General features: G+C 57.7%; 26 protein-coding genes. 4 read left to right on the top strand and 22 right to left on the bottom strand.

Features of this window, described 5'->3' with window-relative positions; all coding sequences use genetic code 11:
• Positions 1–28: 28 nt before the first annotated feature.
• The 10 genes from Z946_RS0117100 to Z946_RS0117055 form a co-directional block, all read right to left on the bottom strand.
• On the bottom strand, positions 29–907 hold the full coding sequence (locus tag Z946_RS0117100) for a cell division protein FtsQ/DivIB (protein WP_025056944.1): 879 nt from the start codon (positions 905–907) through the stop codon (positions 29–31).
• Positions 895–1773 (bottom strand): D-alanine--D-alanine ligase, encoded by an 879-nt coding sequence (locus Z946_RS0117095; protein WP_025056943.1) that lies wholly within the window; start codon positions 1771–1773, stop codon positions 895–897. The genes Z946_RS0117100 and Z946_RS0117095 overlap by 13 nt, the downstream gene beginning before the upstream one ends.
• 109 nt (positions 1774–1882) lie before the next feature.
• Positions 1883–2824: a UDP-N-acetylmuramate dehydrogenase gene (murB, locus tag Z946_RS0117090; RefSeq protein ID WP_025056942.1), complete on the bottom strand. Its 942-nt coding sequence runs from the start codon at positions 2822–2824 to the stop codon at positions 1883–1885.
• A gap of 31 nt (positions 2825–2855) precedes the next feature.
• Positions 2856–3149, bottom strand: a complete 294-nt coding sequence (locus Z946_RS0117085; protein ID WP_025056941.1) for a hypothetical protein — start codon at positions 3147–3149, stop codon at positions 2856–2858.
• On the bottom strand, positions 3146–3412 hold the full coding sequence (locus Z946_RS0117080) for a DUF2484 family protein (protein ID WP_025056940.1): 267 nt from the start codon (positions 3410–3412) through the stop codon (positions 3146–3148). Before Z946_RS0117080 ends, Z946_RS0117085 begins: the two co-directional genes overlap by 4 nt.
• On the bottom strand, positions 3409–3660 hold the full coding sequence (locus Z946_RS0117075; protein ID WP_025056939.1) for a DUF2484 family protein: 252 nt from the start codon (positions 3658–3660) through the stop codon (positions 3409–3411). Before Z946_RS0117075 ends, Z946_RS0117080 begins: the two co-directional genes overlap by 4 nt.
• Before the next feature lie 157 nt (positions 3661–3817).
• Positions 3818–5236: a UDP-N-acetylmuramate--L-alanine ligase gene (gene murC / locus Z946_RS0117070; protein ID WP_025056938.1), complete on the bottom strand. Its 1419-nt coding sequence runs from the start codon at positions 5234–5236 to the stop codon at positions 3818–3820.
• Positions 5233–6333, bottom strand: coding sequence for a UDP-N-acetylglucosamine--N-acetylmuramyl-(pentapeptide) pyrophosphoryl-undecaprenol N-acetylglucosamine transferase (locus tag Z946_RS0117065; RefSeq protein ID WP_025056937.1), 1101 nt, complete (start codon positions 6331–6333; stop codon positions 5233–5235). The genes murC and Z946_RS0117065 overlap by 4 nt, the downstream gene beginning before the upstream one ends.
• Positions 6330–7499, bottom strand: a complete 1170-nt coding sequence (gene ftsW, locus Z946_RS0117060) for a putative lipid II flippase FtsW (RefSeq protein ID WP_025056936.1) — start codon at positions 7497–7499, stop codon at positions 6330–6332. The genes Z946_RS0117065 and ftsW overlap by 4 nt, the downstream gene beginning before the upstream one ends.
• 145 nt (positions 7500–7644) lie before the next feature.
• Positions 7645–8169 carry a peroxiredoxin-like family protein gene (locus Z946_RS0117055; RefSeq protein WP_025056935.1) on the bottom strand — a complete coding sequence of 175 codons (525 nt, stop codon included), beginning with the start codon at positions 8167–8169 and terminating at the stop codon, positions 7645–7647.
• A gap of 110 nt (positions 8170–8279) precedes the next feature.
• Here Z946_RS0117055 and Z946_RS0117050 point away from each other — a divergent pair, with 110 nt between their 5' ends.
• Positions 8280–9458, top strand: coding sequence for a BaiN/RdsA family NAD(P)/FAD-dependent oxidoreductase (locus Z946_RS0117050; RefSeq protein ID WP_025056934.1), 1179 nt, complete (start codon positions 8280–8282; stop codon positions 9456–9458).
• On the opposite strand, the gene murD is transcribed toward Z946_RS0117050, so the two are convergent.
• Entirely contained in the window at positions 9445–10845 is a 1401-nt protein-coding gene (murD, locus tag Z946_RS0117045; protein WP_025056933.1) for a UDP-N-acetylmuramoyl-L-alanine--D-glutamate ligase, read from the bottom strand. The two genes, Z946_RS0117050 and murD, sit on opposite strands and share 14 nt — an antisense overlap.
• A 71-nt stretch (positions 10846–10916) precedes the next feature.
• On the opposite strand from murD, the gene Z946_RS0117040 reads away from it, so the two are divergent.
• Entirely contained in the window at positions 10917–11828 is a 912-nt protein-coding gene (locus tag Z946_RS0117040; RefSeq protein ID WP_025056932.1) for a glutaminase, read from the top strand.
• A 6-nt stretch (positions 11829–11834) separates the two neighbouring features.
• On the opposite strand, the gene mraY is transcribed toward Z946_RS0117040, so the two are convergent.
• The 7 genes from mraY to mraZ are packed head-to-tail and all read right to left on the bottom strand — an operon-like array spanning position 11835 to position 19533.
• Positions 11835–12917, bottom strand: a complete 1083-nt coding sequence (gene mraY / locus Z946_RS0117035; protein ID WP_025056931.1) for a phospho-N-acetylmuramoyl-pentapeptide-transferase — start codon at positions 12915–12917, stop codon at positions 11835–11837.
• Between the two features lie 42 nt (positions 12918–12959).
• The gene (locus Z946_RS0117030; RefSeq protein WP_025056930.1) at positions 12960–14387 is read right to left on the bottom strand and encodes a UDP-N-acetylmuramoyl-tripeptide--D-alanyl-D-alanine ligase; all 1428 of its coding nucleotides are present in this window, start codon (positions 14385–14387) and stop codon (positions 12960–12962) included.
• A complete protein-coding gene (locus Z946_RS0117025; protein ID WP_025056929.1) occupies positions 14384–15865 on the bottom strand; it encodes a UDP-N-acetylmuramoyl-L-alanyl-D-glutamate--2,6-diaminopimelate ligase in 1482 nt (493 codons plus the stop codon). Before Z946_RS0117025 ends, Z946_RS0117030 begins: the two co-directional genes overlap by 4 nt.
• 15 nt (positions 15866–15880) lie before the next feature.
• Positions 15881–17671: a peptidoglycan D,D-transpeptidase FtsI family protein gene (locus Z946_RS0117020; RefSeq protein ID WP_025056928.1), complete on the bottom strand. Its 1791-nt coding sequence runs from the start codon at positions 17669–17671 to the stop codon at positions 15881–15883.
• A complete protein-coding gene (gene ftsL / locus Z946_RS0117015) occupies positions 17668–18024 on the bottom strand; it encodes a cell division protein FtsL (RefSeq protein WP_025056927.1) in 357 nt (118 codons plus the stop codon). The genes Z946_RS0117020 and ftsL overlap by 4 nt, the downstream gene beginning before the upstream one ends.
• A 5-nt stretch (positions 18025–18029) precedes the next feature.
• The gene (gene rsmH, locus Z946_RS0117010; RefSeq protein ID WP_025056926.1) at positions 18030–19025 is read right to left on the bottom strand and encodes a 16S rRNA (cytosine(1402)-N(4))-methyltransferase RsmH; all 996 of its coding nucleotides are present in this window, start codon (positions 19023–19025) and stop codon (positions 18030–18032) included.
• Between the two features lie 4 nt (positions 19026–19029).
• Entirely contained in the window at positions 19030–19533 is a 504-nt protein-coding gene (gene mraZ, locus Z946_RS0117005; protein WP_052836109.1) for a division/cell wall cluster transcriptional repressor MraZ, read from the bottom strand.
• 860 nt (positions 19534–20393) lie between these two features.
• Between mraZ and Z946_RS0117000 the strand changes: the two genes are divergently transcribed.
• Complete coding sequence (locus tag Z946_RS0117000) at positions 20394–21182, top strand: hypothetical protein (protein ID WP_025056924.1); 789 nt, start codon at positions 20394–20396, stop codon at positions 21180–21182.
• A gap of 10 nt (positions 21183–21192) precedes the next feature.
• Here Z946_RS0117000 and Z946_RS0116995 read toward each other — a convergent pair whose 3' ends face one another.
• Positions 21193–22269: an Mrp/NBP35 family ATP-binding protein gene (locus tag Z946_RS0116995; protein WP_025056923.1), complete on the bottom strand. Its 1077-nt coding sequence runs from the start codon at positions 22267–22269 to the stop codon at positions 21193–21195.
• A gap of 392 nt (positions 22270–22661) precedes the next feature.
• On the opposite strand from Z946_RS0116995, the gene Z946_RS0116990 reads away from it, so the two are divergent.
• On the top strand, positions 22662–22997 hold the full coding sequence (locus Z946_RS0116990) for a DUF1127 domain-containing protein (protein WP_241461346.1): 336 nt from the start codon (positions 22662–22664) through the stop codon (positions 22995–22997).
• Between the two features lie 189 nt (positions 22998–23186).
• On the opposite strand, the gene Z946_RS21170 is transcribed toward Z946_RS0116990, so the two are convergent.
• Genes Z946_RS21170 through Z946_RS0116975 form a run of 3 tightly spaced genes read right to left on the bottom strand, consistent with a single transcriptional unit; the run spans position 23187 to position 25883 of the window.
• Entirely contained in the window at positions 23187–25154 is a 1968-nt protein-coding gene (locus Z946_RS21170; protein ID WP_025056921.1) for an alpha/beta hydrolase family protein, read from the bottom strand.
• Entirely contained in the window at positions 25147–25353 is a 207-nt protein-coding gene (locus Z946_RS0116980; protein ID WP_025056920.1) for a helix-turn-helix domain-containing protein, read from the bottom strand. Before Z946_RS0116980 ends, Z946_RS21170 begins: the two co-directional genes overlap by 8 nt.
• A complete protein-coding gene (locus Z946_RS0116975; protein ID WP_025056919.1) occupies positions 25353–25883 on the bottom strand; it encodes a DUF2975 domain-containing protein in 531 nt (176 codons plus the stop codon). The genes Z946_RS0116980 and Z946_RS0116975 overlap by 1 nt, the downstream gene beginning before the upstream one ends.
• Positions 25884–25970 lie beyond the last annotated feature (87 nt).

Below are 25970 nucleotides of genomic sequence, written 5' to 3'. Positions count from 1 at the left end.
GACCGCTACTATTTATATTGCGCCAGTTTTACTGGCTTTGTTCTTGCTTTACGCTCCACCAAGCCTTTTGAGCATCGGCGTTCATTCTGATGGTCGGACGTTTGCCCAACCGCATGTCGACCCGCGCCACATCGCGAGTCAGAACCTCTTGCGCACGTTCCAGCGCGATAACCCGCTCCAAGGCAGGCAAAGCACCGTTTTCCGGCAGCATGATCCGCTGGTCACGATCAAGCACAACATCCCAACGCCGGTCACCCATGCGGACGACGCCGCGCACCCGTTCCCCTAAAGCCGTGGCCGCACGCATCAGATCAAGCGCTTCGGGCACGTGCCGCGCAGCACCCTCGCCCGCGATCAAAGGAAGATCAGGCCGGTCCGTGCGCGCATCGGCATAAGCCACAAGGGCACCGCCCTCGTCCAACAATGTCAGACCTTCGTCATTGCGCCAGATGACAACGGCAACACGCGGAGCCACATCAATGTGCAGGATACCGCCCGGTTTGATACGTACAGCAGCGGTTTTCACACCCGGCAGGGCTTTGATCTTGGCGCGCAGTTCTGACAGATCCAGATCGAACGAGCTTTGCGGAAGCTCCAGTGGCATCAATGTGCGGATTTCGGCGGCAAGATCACCCTCGGCTCCGTCAATGGCCATCAGCTTGACCATGAACTCAGGCCGCTCTTCGATGCTGGCGCGGGCATCTGCGACCGCCTGCGTGATCGCCATGCGGCGATCATCATTGGATAGATAGATCGTGCCGGCCATCAAGGTCAGACAAAAAGGGACGCCCGCACGCAACGCGAGCCGGAAGCCCGGCGTCAACATCAAACGCTGCATCCGCCATGCCCAGCGTGAGGGCGCGGGATCAGAGCGCAGCGGTTTTTTGCGCGACATCAACGATCGCATGAGGCGTCCTCTACCATCCATGCGCAAAAATCCGGGAAAGAGATGCCGCACGCTTGCCCCTGCTCCGGCGACAGCGAAGTAGCGGTCATGCCAGGCTGTGTATTTGTCTCAAGCAAGATCAACCCGTCAGCGCCCTTGCTTTCGTCCCAGCGGAAATCCGTTCGGCTGACACCACGGCATCCCAATGCGTTATGCGCCTGCAAGGCGTAGTCCATACACAGATCGAAAATATGTGGCGGGATATCGGCAGGCACCACATGGCTAGAGCCGCCTTCCTTGTACTTGGCGTCATAATCGTACCAGCCGGTGGTGATGATGTCTGTCACCGTCAAGGCGCGGTCGCCCATCACGGTAGTGGTCAACTCGCGCCCCGGCGCGAAAGCCTCGACCATGACAAACTCCGGCATGCTCTCATCCAACTGCGGTGGAGTGTTCGCACCCTCCTGCACCAGATAAACCCCGACGCTGGAGCCTTCATTATTCGGCTTGATCACATAAGGCGGCGACATCACATGGTCCGCCATCACCTCTGCTTTAGGCAGAACATGGCTTTGCATTACGGGGAGATTGTGGAGCTGAAAAATTTCCTTGCAGCGCTGCTTGTCCATCGCAAGAGCCGAGGCCAGCACCCCGGAGTGGGTGTAGGGCAAACGCATCCATTCAAATAACCCCTGCACACAGCCGTCTTCACCCCAGCGGCCATGCAGACAGTTCAGTGCAACATCAGGTTTAAGGTCCGTCAAAACGGCATAAAGGTCGGGGCCGGCATCGACCTCAACCACATTAAAATTCCGTTCCCGCAAAGCGGCAGCGCACGCACGTCCCGTGCTCAGTGACACCTCCCGTTCCGCCGAAGGGCCACCCATTACAACCGCTACTGTCGGGGTTTGTCTGCTCGACGTACCCACTGATGTGCCTTTGTCCCGGACCTTTATGGTCCTTTTTATTGGTCTTTGCTGTTTGCCAGCTTGTCCTTTACACGTCTTGGTCGCTTACAAATTCGCCAATTCGCATAATTTCCCACTCTAGCGTAATCCCTTGGGAATCGTAAACCTTTTTTCGCACCTCTTCGCCCAATCCTTCGAGGTCTGCCGCCGTGGCATCGCCTGTGTTGATCAGGAAATTAGGATGCTTGGGCGACATCTGCGCCCCACCCTTGGTAGCACCGCGCAGTCCGGCATCATCTATGACCTTCCACGCCTTGAGGTCATGCACATCATCCGCCTGCCCTGTAGAGGAAAATCCAGCCGGATTTCGGAACGTACTTCCTGCGCTACGGTCCTTCGTCGGTTGCGTCGCATCACGCTTGGCAAGCTGGTCCTCCATCCGCGCATGCAATGCCGCAGCATCGCCCGAAGGTGGCGCGAAAGTGGCTGAAACGATGACCGCTTCACCTGCCAGATCGCTTTGACGGTACCGGAAATTCAGATCATCTTTATGAAGCGTGACCAGTGTGCCATCCCGCAGCATGGCCTTGGCCGAAACGAAGTGATCCGCTGTGTAGCTGCCGTAGCAGCCTGCGTTCATGCGCACCGCACCGCCGATGCTACCAGGGATGGTGCGTAGAAATGTCATATCGAGATCGGCATCCGCAGCCTTGCGCGCCACATGCGCGTCAAGCGCAGCCGCCCCTGCCGTAACAACGCCATCAGCGATTTCGATCCCGTTAAAGCCGCGGCCCAAGCGGATCACTACGGCGCGCAGCCCGCCGTCCCGAACGATCAGGTTGCTGCCAACACCCATAGGGAAAACTGAAACATTGCCCGGCAAGGCCTTTAGGAAGTCGCGCAGATCATCCAGATCGGCAGGCTGGAAAAGATAGTCAGCCGGTCCGCCCACGCGTAACCATGTGAGTGTGTCCAAGGCGCGTTGTGCTGTCAGCGTGCCGCGCACGGGAGGAAGGGATATATCGTTCATATTGCCCGATTATGCGCGAAACAAGCCGAGGTCAAATCCCAGCCTCGTCAACTGCACTTTCTGCCCACGCACGACGGATGCGGCCCAGAAACCTGCCGATGACGAAAGCGATCACCGCATACATCGTGGCAGAGATCTGTGCGACCAGCACATGTATTTCGCGAATGCTGGCATCCAGCCCGACCATCATCCAGATCAGATTGAGCGTCAGGCCAAACAGCAAGACCGCTGCAAACCAGACGTAGCGCCCCTTGAGCCCGCAAAAACAGCAGGCCGCCATCCAGAACGCCAGCAGGCCAACCAGTGTTCCGACCGTTACGGTCATTCCGCCGGGCCGCCCGTCTGTGTTACACTGCGCCGCACCCAACGACCGAGATATATCAGCGGCCAGCGCAGAATAGAGCAGCCACCCGCCAACACCAAAAGCGCGACCCATGGGCCGTGCTGCACCGTGACATACCCCAAAAGAGGAATACCAAGCGCAATCAGAATATAGGCATTGCGCCAATGTTGGTCGCGACTGGGCGTCATGGCCAGAACATTGGCAATTAACGCCCAAACGCAGGCTAACGTCAGCGAAAGGCTCACTGTGGCAGAGCCGGGTTCTGGCCGCGCAATTTGGCCCAGAGGAACATCAGCGGGTTACGGAACATCGATCCGAATGCCGCCAAAGCCAGAAGCGCCATGAACCAGCCAACCTGAAACGCGATCAGCAGGATCAGCAAAGGACCCGTCAGCAACAAGAACGCGCCGGGCAAAAATTGCTGGCGCAACGGCAAAACGGCAATGCCAGCGGATGCAAACACCCAAAGCACACATATCCAAAGGAGGGTCATGAGGAGATACCTTTCTTAAGAGGTCGCACAGGCCAAGGGCCTTGCGGACCGGAGTTAATGAAGTGTCGGATGTTGCAAGCACCCTTCGCCTTCGATGGTCCCCCAAAGTCGGAATTTGCGACGGCGCACCATGGCGCGGATATCGCAAGTCCCTGCATCACGCGGCAGCACCTTTTAGAGCCGCCAGCTTTTCCGGCAATCCGTTTGCCCAGGTGCTGATCGTACCGGCACCCAGACAAACAACCATGTCACCCGGTCCCGCTTGTTCACGAACCAGCCGCACGAGGTCTTCTTCACCAGTCACAGACCGCGCATGACGGTGCCCGTGCCGGATAAGACCGGCAACCAGATCATCGCGGGACGCCCCTTCAATCGGGTCTTCGCCTGCGGCAAAAACATCCGCGATACCAACGACATCCGCATCGTTGAAGCACGCGCAGAATTCATCGAAGTGATGGCTAAGACGCGAATACCGGTGCGGTTGATGCACGGCAATGACGCGCCCTTCGGTCGCCTGACGCGCCGCTTTCAGCACGGCGGCAATCTCAACCGGATGGTGGCCGTAGTCATCAATGATTGTCACGCCGTCAACTTCACCCACCTTCGTAAAGCGGCGGTTAACGCCACCGAAGGCCGCAAGCGCTTCTCGGATTTCGTCAATCTTCATGCCCAGATGCCGGGATACCGCGACAGCGGCCAAGGCGTTTGAGACATTGTGATCCCCCGGCATCGGCAAGGCACAGTTTTCGATAACCTTGTCTTCTGCCTGCAAATGAATATCGAAATGCGCAACGCCAGCTTTGTAGTGCAGACCTTTCGCCCGCACATCTGCCTGTGCATTGAAACCATAGGTCATCACACGCCGGTCGGTAATCTTACCAACCAGTTTTTGCACTTCGTCATGGTCGGTGTTGCACACAGCCAGACCGTAAAAGGGGATGTTAGAGACAAAATCGACAAATCCCTGACGCAGGGTATCAAAGTCGCCCCAATGCTCCATGTGCTCGGGGTCGATGTTGGTGACGATCGCGATGGTTGCGGGCAGACGGTTGAACGTGCCGTCGCTCTCATCCGCTTCAACCACCATCCATTCGCCCTGCCCCATTCGCGCGTTCGAGCCATAGGCGTGGATGATGCCACCATTCACAACCGTCGGATCAATGCCGCCGGCTACAAGCAATTCGGCGACCATAGTTGTTGTGGTCGTCTTACCGTGGGTTCCGGCCACGGCGATATTGGATTTTAGGCGCATCAACTCTGCCAGCATCTCGGCGCGGCGCACAATCGGCAAACCGGCAAGACGCGCGGCGTCCAGCTCTGCGTTGCCCTTCTTGATCGCCGAAGAGATAACGACGACTTCTGCGCCGTCGATATTCTCGGCCTTCTGACCTTCGAAAATCTTTGCACCAAGTTCCTTGAGACGGTCGGTGATCTTGGACGCTTTAAGGTCAGACCCCTGCACGGTGTAGCCGTGGTTCAGAAGCACTTCGGCAATGCCGGACATGCCGATACCGCCGATGCCCACAAAATGGATCGGACCCACGTCGGTGGGAAGCTTCGTGGCTGCTGCGTTCATTGTCTTTGTCCTCTATCCACGAGAAATTCCACCATCCGTGCGAGCGCTTCGGCGGCCTCGGGCTTGCCGACCGACAGCGCCCCCTGCGCCATCAGCAATGCTGCTTCGGGATTGCTCAGCACGGTTAAAATCTGTTCGCTCAGGGCCTCTGGTGTAGCCACATCTTCCTGCATCATGATCGCGGCACCTGCTTCTACCAGCCCGCGACCGTTTGCGGTCTGTTCGTCGCGGATCGCGGCGGCAAGCGGGATCAGCACGCTGGGCCTGCCGATGACGGACATATCGGCGATGGTCGACGCCCCGGCGCGCGTAATTACCAGTTGTGCTTCGGACATGCGGCGCGGCACATCATCAAAGAAAGGCTTCACCTCCGCATCGATCCCGCTTTCTGCGTAAAAGGCGGTCACTCTTTCTGCGTCTTCGTCACGGGCCTGATGGCTGACACGGATGTTGCGGAGCATTTCCATCGGCAGGGCAGCGATGGCAGGCGGCACGACATCACTCAGGATACGTGCCCCTTGCGATCCGCCCATGACCAAAAGCTCCATCGGGTAATCACCGGGCGGGATGTACCCCGCGCCTGCGCGCTCAAGGATAGCGGCGCGAACCGGATTGCCGACATGCGTGCCTTCAACACCCTCGGGCAGTTCGGTGGGCCAGGTTCCGCAGGCAATTGCATCGACCCGCTTTGCGAAAAGTTCATTCACCCGCCCCAGAACGCCGTTCTGTTCGTGGATCATGCGAGGAATGCGAAGCATCACAGCCGCGCCAAGCGCAGGAATGGAAGGATAGCCACCAAAGCCGACAACTGCATCGGGTTTATCACGCATCATACGCCATGCTGCCGTCAAAACACCCATCGCAATTTTTGGGGCGACCAGCGCCTTGGCGAGCAGCCCGCCCCTCGCGAAGGTGGCCGAGCTGACTTCGACGATCTCGACAGCATCAGGAAATCCGCTGGTGTAGCGCGCGCCACGCGCGTCCGTGCTGAGCCTTACGCGCCAGCCGCGCGCAAGCATAACTTCAGCCAGCGACTGCGCGGGAAACATATGTCCGCCGGTCCCGCCCGCTGCAATGATGAGCAATGGCGCACTCATCGGCCGCGCCCCCGCCCGAGAAGATCGGAAATCTGGCCTTGCGGGCGTGTGCGCGTAAAGGCGAGCAGCATACCCACCGCAATCCCGCTCGCAATGACTGACGATCCGCCATAGCTTACGAACGGCAGCGTCATTCCCTTTGCGGGAAGCAAACGTACAGCCACCCCCATGTTGATCATCGCCTGCACACCGAACATGCAGGCAAGGCCGGTCCCTGCCAAACGGATAAACGGATCACGTTCGCGCACCAATCGCAGCAAAGACCGCACAACCACGCCTGTATAAAGGGCAATAATGCACATCACGAGGATCAGCCCGTATTCTTCGGCTGCAACTGCGATAATAAAGTCCGTGTGCGCATCGGGCAGCGACCATTTCACTTCGCCCTCGCCCACGCCGACGCCGAACAGACCACCCTCGCGGATTGCATTGGTGGCATAACCAAGTTGTGTCGTCGGATCGACATCAGGGCTTAGAAATCCGTCAATGCGGCGGGCAAAGTGTTCGGAATTTGCGTAGGCAACAGTACCCGCAATTACGACCATGGCTGCCATGCCGACCAGCAGCACCATCGGTGCGCCAGCGACGAAGTACATTACACCCCAGCCGAAAAGGACCAGACATGCCTGTCCGAAGTCCGGTTGCAACGTCAACATTAACACGATTGCGATGCACAGCGCGAAAGACCACGTTTTGCCCGGAGGGCCGTTAATCTCAAGTGAAGCCGCCATCATCCACGCAGCCGCAACCACAAAACCCGGCTTGAGAAATTCCGACGGCTGGATCGAGGCAAATCCAAGTGAATACCATCTGGTTGCCCCTTTTCCGAAGTCCGTACCGAAAAACGGCAACAAAGCGAGAGCCACAAAGGCACCGACAAAGCCGATTACGGCCAGACGACGCACCACGATAGGTGACATCATTGACGTCAACAGCATTGCCATAATCGCCAAGCTGCCAAAAACCGCCTGCCGCTGCACGTAATGGAAGGGTTGAAAGCCGTTACGCTCTGCCAACGGGACAGACGCCGCAAGCCCTAGCAAGAGCCCCACCGCAAACAACATCAGAACACAGGACAACGCCCAGCGATCAACGGTCCGCCACCACTTTGGAAGAATCGGTTCACCATCCGTTACCGGAATGATGCCATGCGCCATCGCTGTCATGACTGTCTGCCTTACACTGCCTCGATAGCCCCAAAGGGCCGCCCCGTTCTGGGGTCGTTATTTGCAGCATAAACGCATTTTTGACCGCAGGCTAGGGGTTTTCCGCAAGGCGTCTTCCCCCTGCTCGCCCCGGCCTGCGGACATCTTAGGCAGGCTTGTGGGTCCCGCGGATCGGATAGTCATTTTCGCGCACAAACTTGACCCCGTTCACGAGTGAAGACAAATCAGGCCGCGCAAACGGCGCGTTCGAAATGTCGATGATCTGGATTTTGCCCTCGCCGTTCACCACAAAAAGGCCGGGCTCTGCGAAGGGCTGGTCTGTCTCCTGCGGGCTACGCGGATCACTTATGTAGAGCCCCAATTCATTCATCTGAGAAATCGTAAGGCCATAGCCCAAAGGCAGCTTCAGCTCTTTCTCGTCAACCATCGAACGGGCCTTTTCCTCGCCGTCCCCAGAAACCGCGACGACATCCACACCCAAATCGGCAAAATCAGCTGTGAGATCATCGAGTTGAGCAAGGTACTTCTTGCAGATCGGGCAGTGCAAACCACGGTAAACCACGACCAACTTCCAGTCATGCCCGCCCTGTGGTGCGCCCAGCACCAGCGTGCCCCCACCAAGCTTCGGCACTTCGATATTCGGGAATTCAGATCCTGCAGCGAGTGTCATTTTATCTCTCCTTTATTTGCGTTCATAAGGGAGGTGATGCCGCACGGGATTTGTGCAAGGTGCATCACACGAACTTGACCCCGCCCCCGCATCGGTGCAAGCCCCGCCCCATGCATTATGACACAGTCATTATAGGTGCCGGCGCTGCCGGAATGATGTGCGCGGCCCACTGTGGGGGCCGTGTTCTCGTGGTCGATCACGCCAAGGCCCCCGGAGAGAAAATCCGCATATCCGGCGGGGGGCGCTGCAATTTCACAAATATGTATGCAGGACCGGAAAACTTCCTGTCCAACAACCCTCACTTCGCCAAATCTGCGCTGGCCCGCTATACACAGTGGGATTTTGTCGCCCTTGTAGATCGCTTTGATATCCCGTGGCACGAAAAGACATTGGGCCAGCTCTTTTGCGACACCTCCGCCAAAGATATTGTTGCGATGTTGCGAAAACTGATGGAGGACGCGGGCGTTGATCTGCGCTTGCGCGCAAGCGTCCGTAACATAGAGAAGCTCGACAACCACTTCAGCTTCACGCTGGAAGCATCTGACAAAGAAGTCAAAATCATAAGCGACAATTTGATTGTTGCCACCGGTGGCAAGTCAATTCCCAAGATGGGGGCAACCGGTTTTGCCTATGATGTGGCGCACCAGTTCGGCATCCCCGTTACCGATACCTCTGCCGCATTGGTGCCCTTCACCTTTGCCGAAAACCGCTTTGCAGAAATCTCCGGCGTTGCCACCCCCGCACGCGTCACCGCAAACGGTACAACATTCGAGGAAGCCTTGCTGTTCACACACCGTGGCCTGTCCGGTCCCGCTGTTCTACAGGCCTCGTCCTATTGGCATACAGGCGATCCGATCACGGTTAATCTGATCCCTGCCGCCGACCTTTTGGGCAAGCTGCGCGATCAGCGCCAGACAGCAGGCCGCAAAAATTTTACAACCGAGCTGTCGCGCCACCTGCCCGCCCGTCTTGTGGATCACCTGAGCACACAGATGGACCTTTCTGGAAACCTCGCCGATTGGTCTGATGCGCGTCTCACCGATCTTACTGACACCCTTGCTGCATGGGAGCTGCATCCCAACGGTACAGAGGGCTACCGCACCGCCGAGGTGACCCTTGGGGGTATCGACACCGATGCGCTGTCCTCCAAGACGATGGAGGCCAAAAACGTGCCGGGGTTGTACTTTATCGGCGAAGCGGTCGACGTCACAGGATGGCTGGGCGGCTACAACTTCCAGTGGGCGTGGTCATCCGGCATGGCAGCGGCGCGGGCGATCAGCGGGCAATAACCGTCTGAACCTGCGCGATGAAATCTTCGCCGCGTTTTTCAAAGCTGTCATACTGGTCAAAGCTGGCCGCCGCTGGTGCCAGCAAAACGACGTCCCCCTCTTGCGCATCTTCCGCCGCGCGGCGCACCGCGATATCCATCGTGCCGCAAACCTCTGCTTCGACAGGAAGCTGCATTGCAAAAGCCGCCGCTTCTCGCCCGATTACATAGGCCTTGCGAACGGACGCGCTTGGCCCTTCCAAGCCTTCCAGCCCGCCCTCTTTCTCAAGTCCGCCACAAATCCAGCGGATATTCTTGAACGCTTCCAAAGCCTTTGCCGCAGAGTCGACATTCGTGGCCTTGCTGTCGTTGACGTATCGCACACCCTTATGCTCAGCGATGGTCTGGCTCCGGTGCGGCAATCCCCCGAACGAATGGAACGCGGTCTCAATGACCTTGGGTGCAAGGCCAAGGCTGCGACAAGCGGCATAAGCGGCGCAGGCGTTCTGGTGGTTGTGCGAACCCGGCAGGCCCGGCACATTGCGCAGATCAATGGATGCCACCTGCTTGCCTTTGCGGTACTCGGACAAAAATCCCTTTCGTGCAGCGACCTGCCAGCCCGGCCCCGTCAATTTGCGCTCGACCGAGACACGGATCACGCGGTCATCTGCTGGCCCTTCGCTTAACTGTCCCGCCAGAAACCGCCCCTCGTCCTCGTCCACGCCAATCACCGCACGGTCTGGCCCGCCTTCGGCAAAAAGCCGCCTTTTGGCAGCGAAATAACCACCCATACCGTGATGCCGGTCCAGATGATCGGGGCTGAGGTTGGTGAATACGGCAACATCTGGGGTCAGGTTCCGCGCGAGGTCTGTCTGATAAGACGACAGTTCCAGCACGACAACCTCTCCGTCCACCGCAGGTTCGATATCAAGCACACCACGCCCGATGTTCCCGGCCAACTGGCAGGGGCGTTTCACGTGTTCCAGAATGTGGTGGATCAGCGCAGAGGTCGTGGATTTGCCGTTTGAGCCCGTCACGGCCACAACCCTCGGCATCGTCTCGAAACTGCCCCAGGCAGAGGTCGCAAAGCTTTGAAAAAAGAGACCGATGTCGTTGTCGACCGGCACACCGGCTTCTAATGCGCAGGCAACAATGGCATTGGGATGCGGATAGAGATGCGGGATGCCGGGGCTGACGATCAGCCGTGCTATACCTTCAAATGCTTGCGGCGTCTTGAACGGTTCACAGTCGAAACCTTCTGCTGCGGCCGCGTCGCGTGCTGCCGGATTGTCGTCCCAGCACACCACCTCCGCACCGCCTTCGCGAAGGGCACGTGCAGCGCTTAAGCCGGACCGCCCCAGCCCCAGCACAGCCACTTTGCCGCCTGCCAAACCCTGCACTGGAATCATTGCCTTACCCCTGTTAGTTGTCAGCGGCACCATGATGCCGATGCGCCCTATTCACAAGCCGGAGCAGGCCCATTCCCGATCTTGATACGCTTTTGAGTGAACTTGACGCTGACCTGCGCACCGATGCCAATTGGGGCACGCCTGCCAGCTATATCCCCGAACTTGCCCGCGTAGACCCTGCGCAATTCGCGATTACCGTTGTCACCGCCGATGGAAAAATTCACAGCGCCGGCGACAGCGACACCCGCTTCTCTGTGCAATCTGTGACCAAGGTCTTTACGCTCGCCATCGCTTTGGGGCGTTCGGGTGACCAGTTGTGGCAGCGGGTCAGCCGCGAACCCTCCGGTCTGGCCTTCAACTCCATTGTTCAGCTTGAACACGAGGGCGGCCGCCCGCGAAACCCATTCATCAATGCAGGTGCCATCGTCACGACCGATGAGATTCTGTCCGGCCGTGCGCCGCGCGATGCGCTGGCGGAAATCGTGCAGTTTATTCGCACGGCAGCAGGGTCCGATGACATCCACATCAACGAGGCCGTCGCCGCCTCCGAGACAGCACATGGTCACCGCAACTTCGCCCTCGCGCATTTTCTGGCGTCGTTCGACAACCTGAAAAACGCGCCGGAGATGACACTTGGCACGTATTTCCACCACTGCGCGCTTGAGATGACGACCACCCAGCTTGCGATGGCAGGCCGGTTCCTGATGGATGCCGCGACAGGACCGCGCCTTTTGTCTACCGCACGGGTCCGCCGCTTGAATGCCTTGATGCTGACTTGCGGGCATTATGATGGCTCGGGCGACTTTGCCTACCGCGTGGGTATTCCGGGGAAGTCGGGCGTTGGCGGCGGCATTCTGGCAATTGTGCCGGGGACCGCTGCTATCGCGGTCTGGTCACCCGGTCTCAATCGCTATGGAAACAGCCTCAAAGGCACCGAAGCCCTTGCGACACTTGCCCGCAAAATGAACTGGTCGATCTTCTAAGCGAGTTCACCGGACCTTAAGCGTGGCCAGACCGATGATGGCGAGGATAAGCGAGATGATCCAGAAACGGATGACGATCTGCGGCTCTGCCCAACCCTTCTTTTCATAGTGGTGGTGGATCGGTGCCATCAGGAACACCCGCTTGCCGGTGCGCTTGAAGTAAAGCACCTGAATGATAACCGACAGTGCTTCGACGACAAAAAGCCCGCCGACAATGGCCAGCACCAGCTCGTGCTTGGTGGATACCGCAATCGCACCCAAGGCGCCGCCAAGTGCAAGCGAGCCTGTATCGCCCATGAACACCGCCGCAGGTGGCGCATTGTACCATAGAAAGCCGAGCCCGCCGCCAAAAAGACCGGCAGTGAAAATAAGGATCTCACCTGTGCCGGGTACATAGTGCACATCCAGATATTCGGTGAAGTCAACCCGACCGACAGCATAAGAAATCACACCCAGCGTGCCGGCGGCGATCATCACCGGCATAATCGCCAGCCCGTCCAGACCGTCCGTCAGGTTTACCGCATTCGCGGCCCCAACGATCACAATGACCGCGAAGGGAACGAAGAAGAAGCCAAGATTAATCAGCGTGTCTTTGAAGATCGGCAGCGCCAGCTGGTATTGCAGCGCCTCGGGATGGTATTGCGCGGCCCAATACCCTGCGATGGCAGAGATCAGAAAACCCAATAACAACCGCACCTTAGAAGAAACGCCCTTGGTATTCTGCTTGCTTACTTTTGCGTAGTCATCAGCAAACCCGATGGCGGCAAAGCTCATCGTGACAAACAGCACCAGCCAGACAAACGGATTATCGAGCCGCGCCCACAGCAATGTGGAAGTCAGCAACGCCCCGACGATCAACAGCCCGCCCATTGTCGGCGTCCCCGCCTTGACAAAATGCCCTTCGGGGCCGTCATCACGAATGGGCTGGCCTTTGCCCTGACGGCGGCGCAGCACAGCAATCAGTGGTTTGCCAAACAGGAACCCGAAGATAAGCGCAGTCAGAAACGCCCCGCCCGCACGGAAGGTGATATAGCGGAATAGGTTAAAGAAATCGCCACCATCCGACAGCAGGGTCAACCAATAGAGCATCTTATGCGTCCCTCATCATCATGTAGTGGGCCGCACACCCATCTATGTATCGTCACTGCGATGGCCCATTTTGCGGATGGCGTCAACAATTCTGCCCAATTTCATCGACAAAGATCCCTTGGCCAGCACCACATCGCCCGAGTCGAGTTTCTGACGCAGACCGGTTAACATCTCTTCCGATGTTTCGGTCCAGTCACCACGCTGGTGTTCGGGCAACAGATCATAGAGCGAGCGCATCAGCGGCCCGATACAGTGTACAACATCAAGGGTCTTGGTCGCGTCCAGATGCGCCAGACCCGCGTGCAAGGCGATCTCGTCTGAGCCAAGTTCTTTCATGTCACCAAGGAAAGCAATGCGCCTTCCCTTGCTGACCCTGCCGATGTCGTGGGTTACGGGGCTTGCCGCCAGCACTTCAAGCGACGCCGCCATCGAGGTCGGGTTGGCGTTGTAACTGTCGTCAATCAGATCCAGTGTCAGATGGGTTTCGACCGGATCGAGCACGATTGTCTCGCGGACGCCGCGCCCGGCATATGGGGTCCAGCGTCCCAATGATTGCGCGGCCAGCGCCAGATCGGCCCCCAAAGCCTGCACCACGGCCAGTGCGCCAAGACCGTTCATCGCGAAATGCCGCCCCGGCGTGGCAATCTTGAACAACAAAGGTGTGCCGTCTGCATCAGCCTGAACCACCGTCGCATCAGCCTGAACATCAACCTCCAACAGCTTGAATTGGAAGCCGTTCTCGCCGAACTCGATCTCGCGCAGCTTACGGTCGACTGCCTTGGCCATCAGGATTGCGGCGTGTTCGATATCGGCGTTGATAACAGCCACACCACCGGGCGCTACGCCTTCAAAAATCGACGCCTTTTCCACCGCAATGCCTGCGACATTCTCGAAAGCTTCAAGATGTGCTGCCGCCACAGTTGTCACCATAGCCACTTCAGGCTGCGCCATGCGTGCCAGCGGCGCGATCTCACCCGGATGGTTCATTCCGATTTCAATGACAGCATATTCCGTGTCCTGCGGCATCCGCGCAAGCGTCAGCGGCACACCCCAGTGGTTGTTATAACTTGCCACCGAGGCATGGGTGCGGCCCTGATCAGAGAGCATCGCCAATAGCATTTCCTTGGTCGAGGTCTTGCCGACGCTGCCTGTGACAGCAGCCACCTTGGCGGCGGTCCGTGCGCGCCCTGCGGCGCCCAATGCCTCCAGTCCGGTCAGCACATCTTTGACGATCAACAGCGGCGCATCTTCCGGCACACCTTCTGGCACGCGGGACACAAGTGCAGCACCTGCGCCTTTCTCCAGCGCCTGCGCGACGAAGTCGTGTCCGTCACGCACATCTGTCAGCGCAACAAACAAATCGCCCTTCTCAAGCGTACGGGTGTCAATCGACACACCTTCGCAGATCCATTGTCCTACGGCGCGTCCACCGGTTGCCGCAGCTGCCTGCTCACTTGTCCACAAGCTCATGCCAATCTCCCGTCAAGTGCCGCCACCGCAACGCTTGCCTGTTCCACATCATCAAAAGGCAGCACATCGTCACCGATGGTCTGCCCTGTTTCATGTCCCTTGCCGGCCACCAGAAGCGCATCACCGGGGCCGATCATATCAACGCCGCGCAGGATCGCTTCGGCGCGGTCGCCGACTTCTCTGGCCTCTGGCGCGCCTTCCAACACCGCGGCGCGGATTGCTGCAGGGTCTTCGGAGCGCGGATTGTCATCGGTCACAATCACCAGATCGGCATGTTGCGCCGCAGCAGCTCCCATCAATGGTCGCTTGCCTGCGTCCCGATCGCCGCCTGCCCCCACGATCGCTACAAGTCGGCCCATTACATGAGGGCGCATCGCCTGAAGCGCTGTCGCAATCGCGTCTGGCGTGTGGGCATAATCCACAAAGACCGCCCCGCCATTATCGCGTGTCGCAGCCAGTTGCATGCGGCCCCGGACCGTTGTGAGGTGCGGCAGCGTATCAAAGACATCCGCAGCATCCGCACCACAAGCGATCACAAGTCCACAAGCCAGCAGCACGTTTTCCGCCTGAAACCCACCGATCAGGTTCAGCCGTTTTTGGTATTCCTTGCCACGGTAGGAGAACCGCAGATCCTGCCCCGTCGCATCAAACCTTTGCGCCGCGAGGTGCAGGTCGCCTGCATCGCGTCCCACTGTCATAACTTCGCAGCCACGCGCCCGTGCAATTGCTGCCATCTCGACGCCTTTGGGATCATCAATGTTGATCACCGCTGTGCCGTCCTCGGGCAAGACACGGGCAAAAAGCCCCGCCTTGGCGTCAAAGTAAGCCTCAAAGGTTTCGTGATAATCCAGATGGTCCTGCGTAAAATTCGTAAAACCTGCCGCTTTCAGCGTAACACCGTCAAGGCGCCGCTGATCAAGACCGTGCGAAGATGCTTCCATCGCGGCATGGGTGATACCGTTTGCAGCCGCCTCCGACAAAGCGCGATGCAGGGTAATCGGCTCTGGCGTGGTATGGGCCAGCGGTGCGGTCCAGGCCCCCTCGACACCGGTCGTGCCAAGGTTGACCGCCTGCATCCCCATTTCAATCCAGATCTGGCGCACAAAGGTCGACACGGATGTCTTACCGTTTGTTCCGGTCACGGCCACCATGGTCTTGGGCTGCGCACCGAACCAAAGCGCGGCGGTACGCGCCAGCGCCTCTCTCGGCGCGTCTGATACCACAACGGTCGTTCCCGCCTCAGCCATCAGGTCAGCTGCAATTGCAGCACCTTCAGCATCAGTCAGAACTGCAACGGCCCCTTGCCGCAGAGCGTATTGAATGAATTCTGCACCGTGCACGCGACTTCCAGGCATCGCGGCAAAAAGATAGCCATCGCGCACTTCGCGGCTGTCCACGGCAATACCGGTGATGTCGGGATTCCCGCCACCCCGACCCGTAAGCCCTAAAGATGAAAGCGAAACGGTGCGGGTGGACATGGCTGTCTTCTTTGCTCAGTTGCTGCTGCTGGTCAGCGTTACCACGGCCTCGCTGACGGGTTCAACAGTCGGTCGCAACCCCAACAAAGGAGCAACGCGGCGGATCATTTCTGCCGCAACGGGCACCGCCGTCCAACCTGCAGTCCGGCGTGGCTTTTCGCCCGAATTCTCAGAAGGCTCATCCAGCGTGACGATCAGCACGTACTTGGGATCATGGGAGGGAAAGATCGACGCGAATGTGGCAAGGGTTTTCTTTTTGTAGTAGCCACCGCGCGGCTTTGGCTTGTCGGCAGTGCCGGTTTTGCCACCGACAAAGTATCCCGGAACGCGCGCAAAACTTGCCGTGCCTTTGGCCACCACGGCACGCAACATGTTGCGCCCGTCGCGCGCTGCACGTTCTGACATGACGCGGGGGCCCTGCACCGGCTTGTCCTGCTTCAGCAACGTGGGCTTCACTTTGTAGCCGCCGTTGGCAATTGCCGCATAACCGGCGGCCAAGTGCATCGGTGATGTGGACAAACCGTGCCCGTAAGAAATTGTTACTGTCGACAAATCTGTCCAGCGTTTGGGCAACAACGGCTTACCGCCACCTGCTTCGACGATCTCGAACGGGGTTGCCTCAAAAAAGCCCAGGCTCTGCAAGAATTCCTTCTGGCGGTTCACACCGATCTGCAAGGCCATGCGGCCCGTTCCACGGTTCGACGACTTTACGATAATGTCCTGCACCGACAGCTTGCCGTAATTCTTGCCCTGAAATTCGCCGATCTTGAACCCGCCAACCTTGAGCGGGGTGCCCGTGTTGATGATCGTATTTGCATTGACCAGCCCCAGTTCGATCGCCTGCGTGGCGGTGAAAATCTTGAAGACAGATCCTAATTCATAGACGCCCTGCACCGACCGGTTGAACAGTGGACTGTCTGATGCATCGCCTTCAACAGCGGGCCGTGGGCGGTTGTTGGGGTCGAATGTCGGCAGAGAGACCACGGAAATCACTTCGCCGGTTTTCACATCCATCAGAACGCTGGTCGCGCCCTTGGCGTTCATGAGCTTCATGCCACCCCAAAGCACACGCTCCGCTGCGGCCTGCACTGTCAGATCCAGCGAAAGCTGCAACGGCTTACCCGCATTGGCAGGATCACGCAGGTAATCGTCGAAGTATTTCTCGACCCCTGCTACACCAATTACTTCCGCAGCATGTACGCCTTCCTTGCCGTAAGACGCCCCGCCCATCACATGCGCGGCCAGTGAGCCATTTGGATACAGGCGCATATCGCGTGGCGCGAACAGCAAGCCTGGATCACCGATGTCATGGACTGCCTGTTTTTGCTCGGGGCTGATTTTCTTTTTAATCCACAGGAACTTGCGCTTGCCCGTAAAGTCTTTGATCAGCCGCTCTTCATTCAGATCGGGAAAGACTTTGACCAATCCTTTTGCCGCCATTATCGGATCAACCATGTGACGCGGCTGGGCATAGAGCGCGTGTGTGTCAAAGTTCGTTGCCAGCAGATTGCCGTTGCGGTCTACGATGTCTGCACGGCTGGCCGAAATGACGGCACCGGGGGCGTGTGCCCGTGGTTCAACCGGATCAGTGCTTGCCAACATTGCCATGCGCGCACCGACAACGGCAAACGCACAAAAGAAAAACGCACCAAGCACCAGAAGCCGGCCTTCCGCGCGAAGGCGCGACTGATCGCGCATCTGCTCATGCCGGATACGCTTGTTCTCGTTCTCGATCGCATCGGGGTTTTCGCCTTTTTGGCGGGCCTCTAGGATACGGGCAAGCGGGCGCAGGGGCGTGCGGATCATAGCGGGTCCTCGTCATCAGCGGCGGCACTGGAAACATCGACAGGGTTGGTAATCGGCAGGAGCGGTGCAGGTGGATAGGCCACCTCGTCCACACGGCCAAACTGGTCCGGGTGCAAGGGCAACAAGCCCAGACGCTCGAAATTGATCTCTGCCAAGTCGCGCAGACGTTCGGGGCGGTTCTGGTAGGCCCATTCAGCCTTCAGCACTGCAAGGCGGGAATGGGCGTCACGGATGTTTGCATGCAGCTTATCCGCCTCGGACAGCGCCTGCTGCGTCGCGTAGTTCTCGCGGTAGGCCCAGAAAGCCAATGCAATCACCGCGATTGTCGTCAGGATATGAAGTATCGCCCGCATCTATCTCAAAGCCCCTTCACCATCGGCATGCCGAGTGATTTTGCATCTACCGCGCCGCTGGGCGCATCCGTTCTGATCGCCACGCGCAACTTTGCAGAGCGTGACCGTGGGTTTTCTGCCAATTCTTGCGCGTCCGGTCCGATCGCCTTGCGCTTTTTGACGTCAAATTGCGGCTTGGCCCGTTCGACTTCGGGCGCAAAGCGATTAGCATTCCCACCGCCGCCTGAGCGCGCTGTGAGGAACCGCTTTACCATCCGGTCCTCGACCGAATGGAAGGTGACAACAGCCAGCTGACCACTAGGTTTCAATGCCCGCTCAGCTGCCATAAGCCCTTGGAACAGCTCGCCATATTCATCGTTTACCGCAATGCGCAACGCTTGAAAGCTGCGGGTTGCCGGATGGCTCTGCCCCGGCTTGGAGCGCGGCAGACAGCCTTCGACCAGCCGTGCCAGTTCAAGCGTGGTTTTAATCGGAGCCTCATCGCGGGCGCGAACGATTGCCTTTGCTATGCGGCGGGATGCACGTTCTTCACCAAACTGAAACAAGATAGAGGCAATCACGTCCTCGTCTGCGCCATTCACGATATCAGCCGCCGACGGCCCGTCCTGCGACATACGCATATCCAGCGGACCATCGCGCATGAAAGAAAAACCGCGCTCTGCGATATCCAACTGCATGGAAGAGACACCCAGATCAAGGACCACACCGTCCAGATCCTGCGCGTATTCGTCCATCTTCGAGAACACGCCCTGCTGCATCACGATACGATCACCGTAATCACCAACCCAGTCCGCTGCCATCTCGAATGCCAACGGATCCCGGTCCACGGCTATGACACGCGCAGCACCGGCATCCAGCAAACCGCGCGTATAGCCGCCAGCGCCGAACGTCCCATCCAGCCATACACCCTCGACAGGTGCGACAGCCTCAAGGATGGGGCGCAATAAGACAGGTGTATGGGGGGCAGCATCTTTATCTGATGTGGGGGCCGCAGCAGCCATCGCGTTATTCCCCCGGCAAACCGTCGAGGAACGCCATAGGATCAAAGTCTTCCGGCAGTTCGTCCAGCCATTCCTCTTCCTTGGCACGTTCAATCGTGTCGTAGGTTTCCGTCTTCCAGATCTGGAAGGTATCGCCCGCTGCGATAAAGAAGGCTTCGTTCTCAAGATCGATCTTCTGACGCAGCTTGGCAGGCAGCACCAGACGACCTGTCTCGTCTACATTTGTAGGGAAGGACTGGCCATGGAAGAGACGCTGAAGCATCTTACGCTCCATACTGCCGCGTGGCAGGGCATCGATCTTGGCATCAACCTCGTCAATCGCCTGCATGGTATAGCATTCAAGGTAGTTGCGGCGCTTGTCACCGTAAACAATGACCAACTCCGGGTTTTCGCCGCTTTTCCAGTTCGGGTCGCCCGCCTCCAGCACACGCCGAAAAGAGGCTGGGATAGACACCCGCCCCTTCGTATCGACTTTGTGGTGGCTTTCGCCTCTGAACCTGCGGCTCACTGTATCGCGTCCCTACTTGCGCCTTTGCGCTTTTTGCTGTCCGCCCCCGCGGAGAACATGGTGTTGGATGTAGAAACGGCGGGTCTGATCTGCTGCCACTGATCAACCCGCCGTTTCGATCCCGCTTTGCGGGGAAGTCCGACTGCGCGCGCCACCTGGGGGGATGTCTGCTCGCCCGCGCGCCGGATCTCTTGGTCTGATGAAAGCGAGGTGCCTGTATGAAACCTGCTAGGTTTTGTTTTTATTTGGGGTCGTTTGCTGCCCCGTGTCCCGTTCTCATCCGATGCACTAGGGATGCCATGGGAAATCGTGGGCGTCTACATTTTTTTTGGGATTTATACCCAATATCTTGTTTTACACAGGTGCGAAAAGCAAGATTTAGTAGTCACCAGTAAGCGGATTTTAGCTCAAATTGACCCTAACCGCCCAATAGACACAACATATAGTGTCGCACCTTGACGCCCTACGAAATCCCATCAATTCCCAACTTTTTTCACCCACAAAGTTATCCACAGGCGATGTTCTTTTCTTGTTCTCATTCTTCGGATCTATTTTCCAGTCCAAATTTCCGAAATTAGCGAAAATGCGATTCGAATCTTCGGATTTCCACCTCTCCTCCTCCCCTGCCCACCCCATTCGTCCCATCGTTTCCCATAAACAGACCCATAAATTCCCTGATCCACCCAAGATGGGAGGTTTCTTGCAGTCAAATGTGCGCGTTGGTCAGGGTTTTCGTTTAGAACGGGGCACAAGGAACCAGCCATTTCCCAAAAGCACATCCCCATAGCCGGACATGGAGCCGTCTTGCTTCTTTCTATTCAAAACGGCAAAAAGTGATTTAACGTCCACTTGGGGGTCCCATGAACACCGCGCTGGCCATACTTGCCCATGCCTTGCGCATGCTCCTCTTTGATGTACCCACGACGATCAGGGTCCTGTTACCTGCGATGGGCATCGTGATGGGGTGCAGTCTGGCAATCGCCATGCTGTCACCCGATGCGCTTCTGCTTATTACCGGAGAGCCAGAAGCCATAACGCCGCCGCCGTCCTCAAGCCTGCTGGTATTCTTTGGCCTAGGTATCGTCGGACTGCTTGGCTACGCGTTGATGGCCATCCTGTGGCACCGGCATGTGCTGCTGAACGGAGCAGAGAAGACAGAAGCCCTGCGCCCCGATGCTGGCGTGTTCTTTGGCTATATATGGCGCGCCATTGTTGTGGGCATCCTTCAGATGATCGCGATGATCCCCGTCACGATCGCACTGGGGCTGGTCGGCATGACGATATCCTCGAACGGAAATCCGTCAGGTCTTGCAGGCTTGATCTTCGCAATTCTCGGCAGCGTCGCCTTTGTGTGGCTGGCATTGCGACTGAGCGTTGTACTTCCAAGTGCCGCTGTGGGCCGCGGGATGCGGGTGATGGAAAGCTGGGCACTCACCCGACAGTCCGGCTGGCCATTGCTTGGCCTGGCACTACTCCTGACCGGCCTCAATGTCTTGATTACCGCTGTGACCGGGCCGATCCTTCCTTCGGAAGACGTGCTGTCTGTTGTGGTTCAGACGGCGATCTTCATCATCGAAGGGTTGGTCTTTATCTCTGTCCTTACCACGCTTTATGGACATCTGGTCGAAGGACGGTCATTGGGCCAATAGGCCCAGCGGCCTAAGCCATGCCGCCATCGATCAGGCCCTTCGCCATCTTCGCATAGGCCTGCGCCATCGGACCGTCACCTGCTGCCACAGGCGTGCCGCCATCACCGGCAAGCCGCGTCTCCAGATCAATCGGCAATGCACCCAAAAGCGGCACACCCAGAGCTTCGGCTTCGGCGGCAACGCCACCCTGCCCGAAGATCTGGTGCTGGGAGCCGCAGTCGGGACAAACGAACATCGACATATTTTCAATCAGGCCCAGCACCGGCGTTTTCAACGTCGCGAACATATCCAGCGCCTTGCGCGCGTCGATCAATGCCACGTCCTGCGGCGTGCTGACCACTATCGCGCCTGTAAGCTCGCTCTTGGTACAGAGTGTCAACTGAACATCGCCAGTGCCAGGCGGCAGATCGACGATGAGCACATCCAGCTCGCCCCACTCCACCTGACCCAGCATTTGCTGAAGCGCGCCCATCAACATCGGCCCGCGCCAGACAACCGCCTTACCCTCTTCCATCATAAACCCGATGGACATGAGCGTGACCCCATGCGCGTGCAGAGGTATAATTGTCTTACCGTCAGGACTCGCCGGCTTTTTGTTGATGCCCATCATGCGCGGTACGCTTGGCCCATAGATATCAGCATCAAGCAAACCGACCTTGCGCCCTGCACGCGCCAAAGCGACCGCGAGGTTCGTACTGACGGTAGATTTGCCAACACCTCCCTTGCCGGACCCAATCGCGAGAATGCGCTGCACACCGCTTGGCTTGGTCGGGCCGTCTTGCGGTTTGGGGTGTCCGCCGATTTTCAAATTGGGTGGCGGCGTAGCAGATTTCGCAGCCGGTCCATGCGCTGTCAGCGCGACCGTCGCCTGCGTGACTCCTGGAAGTTCCGTGACAACCTGTTCCGCCGCATCGCGCAGCGGGCCCATCTGCCGGGCTACGTCCGCGTTAGGTGCCTCTATGACAAACCGGACAACACTTCCCTCAACGGTCAGAGCACGCACCAAATCATGTTCCAGCACATTGCGTCCATCCGGCAGGGTCACACGGGAAAGCGCGGCTTCGATTTCAGCTTTGGTCACGGACATGGCGCGGCTCCTTACAATATATCTCCCCTGCTGACATCACAGTTTCCGCCCGCTGCGCAAGGGGGTGCGCTCAATTGCCTAATTTGTTGGCACGCCGCACAACGATAGATCACGGACCCCATGTTTTTGCTGCATAGCAGCATTGCAAATTTTTCCTATTGTGCATCCGCAGCATAAATGGCAATTTAAATCCATCGAAGCGGTTATGCTGCTTCACCAAGAAGACCAGACGAGCTCATCCTCCTCCCGAGTAAGTCTGCATTTTAGGCGGCGACATCTTCCTCCTCCCTGATGTCGTCGCCCTTTTTTTATCCCCGGCCATCTTCTATGTCAGACACCTTGACCCAAGGTAATTTCCGTTTTGGAAACAGTGTATTGACCCTGCGTCGCCCATGCAAAAACCGCATAACGGCTTTGCTGTCATGACCATTGTTTGCGCCAACATAAGGCGTACATACCCCCCATCGAAAACAGACAAACAGCAAATTCAAGAAAGAGGCGCCACAATGGCATATCTGAATACTTCCGCGGCACAGGGCTCAACCTTTGGTTTCCGCGCCGCAGCAATTTTTCAGAATATTGCGACCCGCATCCGGCAGCGTCGCATCTATAATGAAACCTTTGACGGTCTTAGCGCCCTGTCCAACCGCGACCTTGCGGACCTGGGCCTCCACCGGTGCAACCTTCGCCAGATCGCGCGGGAATCAGCGTACAACGCGACGCACTAACAGAGATCGGACCTGCCGCTCCTCCCTGCGGTAGGTCTGAGTTGCGCAGCCGGGCGTTTCCTCCTCCCTGAGCCCGCTGCACAGCAAGACCCAAAGCCGATCCTCCCTTGAAGCTTTGGGCCGACATGAGAGCAGCTGCACCTTCCTCCCAAGGTGCAGCTGTTTTTCATTTAAAGGGATGCCGGATATCTAGTCGATGAACGCCGGAGCACGCTCCGCAAATTCGAAGCCACCCGTGCGCCCGCCGGCATGTTTTGCCAGAAACTCTTCGATCAAGCGCGCGCGACGCAGTCTGTCGCGCCAATGCACGGCACCGTGGCCTGTGTTCTCAAAATAGTGAAACCGCACATCCTTGTCTGTGGCTCTCACTTTCTCTTCAAAATCATGCACTTGCTGCACCGCAGTGATCTGGTCCTGCGCGCCCGCCAGCACCAGCACCGGACCGTGCAACTGTTCCACACGGTTCGTCGGCGAGTATTTCCGCATCATTTCAAGGTCTTCGGAGTGCTCTATCCGGCCAAAATAACGCCACCAGCTTTCGAGCTCATTTTTCCAAGTGTAGGGGTAGTGTTTAGATTGGAATTCGACATCCAGCATAGGAAATTCAACAATCGCCGCATCAAACAATCCCGGGTCACGCGTCATTGCCATCGCGGCTGCGTAGCCACCATAACTTTCACCCATTACAATCAGGGCATCGGTATCGGCGATACCTTTTTCCACCAACCAAAGCGCGGCATCTGCAATATCGTCCTGCATCGCGCGGCCGAATTCACGAAAGCCCTTCGCCTGAAAGTCCTTTCCAAAACCGGTCGATCCCCGAAAGTTTACGGATAAAACCCCGTAACCGCGATTGACCAACAGCTGGGTAAACGGGTTTTGTCCCATCGATACATGCAGCGCAGGCCCACCATGCACATGGATCACAAAGGGGATTGGGCCTTTTACCCCCCGCGGGCGAGTCATAACCCCGGGAATTTCAAGCCCGTCCCGCGCCGAAAAGCGCACAGCTTCCTCAGGCACAAGGTGTTCTTTGTATTTGGACAGCCCCCCACCATCAGAAATTACCTTGGACGTACCCTGCACCAGATCGATCAGGAGCGTCTGCGGCGCGAGGCCTGGACCGGACACCAGTTGCGTCACATAACGTCCCGAAGCACTGTGCAGCGTTTGACCCAGCGTCACCGGTTGGGGGAGTTTTGCCAACTGGTTCAGAAAAATCTGGCCCCGATCAGAGAGCGCTATACGCTCTTGGGTGTCTTGCCGCAGGCGCAGAACATCCGCCTTCCCGTCAGGTGCAAGCGATGTCACCATGCCGATGTCGGTTTCCGCCACCATATGCAAAACGGTTTCATCACCGGTATGCGTGTCAAATCGCACCACTGCTGCTTTGTCCCGCCCTCGTGAGGATCGCGCCAGCATCGTGCCATCAGCAGCGACGCTCTCAAGCGGTTGGAACAGGTCATTGACGCTGATCTCTACCAGAGGCTTCCACCCTTCCGCCGTTTTGCGCAACAACTGCCCTGTCGCGGGGTCGAGTGTATCAAAGCGCAGGACCGGTGCAGTGTCTTCATCAAACACCCAATAGACCGTCTCTTGCGTTCCTTCCGCCACCTTCTGCGCTGTTTGGCCGTCTTGTGACACCAGCCACATATGCGCCGGTGCCCGCGTCGAGGTCTTGCCCCATGTCAGAATTGGCATATCGGGATCAGTCGCGATTTGGTTTTTCACCCAGCCGCTTGGCAATTTGACCGGACTAATCCGCTTCCAGTTGGCACGCTGCGGCATCAGCGGGTCCACTTCCCAGTCGTGACCTTGATAGATAAAGCGGATCAACGGCTTGCTTGGGTGCCACCGCAAAAAGCTGATGCCCGGACGCAGCTCCGCGATCTCCTCACCGGTATTCAGGTTCTGCACCACCAACTTCCGGCCCAACAGGCTGGATTTCTGTACCGTCGCGTACTGCGCGTCACCTGAAACAACGAAATCCCATTCAAACGTGGGATCAGCATAGAAGGTCCGTGTCGGGATCAGGGGCGGGAGATCAGCGGCTTTCAGAACCGGATGCCTCGCGTCGATATCGCGAGTGGACCAAATCGCACCCGCGGCGAGGAATGCAACGCAGAAGGCGGCTACCTTTCCGACCTTTTTAAACATTCACGGCCTCCAGAAGATCACCGGGCTGGCATTCGAGCACTTCGCAAATCTTTGCGAGGGTCTCAAATCGGACCCCCTTAACCTTCCCCGATTTCAAAAGGCTCATGTTCTGAACCGTGATCCCCACCGCCTCAGCCAGATCTTTGGACTTCATCTTGCGGGTGGCCAGCATCACATCAAGCCTGACAACAATCTCCATCAGACGAATTCCTCGTTTTCACGCGCGATCCGGATCGCTTCATGCATGACGATACCCAAGAAGAGAAAACCCAGCCCGCAGAAAGTCATGCCAATATTGGTGCTTTCATACCAAAACCGAAGCGGGAGCGGCCCGTCGGGATTATGCCACGACCGGACCATCGGGCTGACAGCACCCGCGACCAAAGCCGCAGTAGACGATCCGAAGATCAACCCGCCCATCCACTTCAGGCGGGTGGCGATCCGCACATCAAAAACCGTTCCATTGCGGAGCAACCACAGAATGCTGAAACCCGTGGCATAGGCCAGCCAACCAAGCACCGTCGGAATCAGCCAGACCGTGAAAAAGACAATGCGCGTAGGCAGGGCGATCTCCGCATCCGGATGCACCCAGTTGTCGTTGCGCGTCCACTTGCCCCAGTCCAGAAATGACAGCTCAAGGTTCCATGACAAAGCCTCGTAGGGATAATAGACCAGCATCGGCACAAGAATGATCATGGCAAGGGTCGACAGATTACGAATACGGTGCATGGGAATTCCAAAATTACTGCTTTACGATAATTTTTTGTTCCATAAATCTATATTTTGGTCAATAAACAATCATACCGATTCTCTCAA

This window comes from Sulfitobacter noctilucicola (assembly GCF_000622385.1).
GTDB lineage: Bacteria > Pseudomonadota > Alphaproteobacteria > Rhodobacterales > Rhodobacteraceae > Sulfitobacter > Sulfitobacter noctilucicola.
The sequence above is the reverse complement of the archived record's forward strand: the minus strand, read 5'-3'. Positions and strand labels throughout refer to the sequence as shown.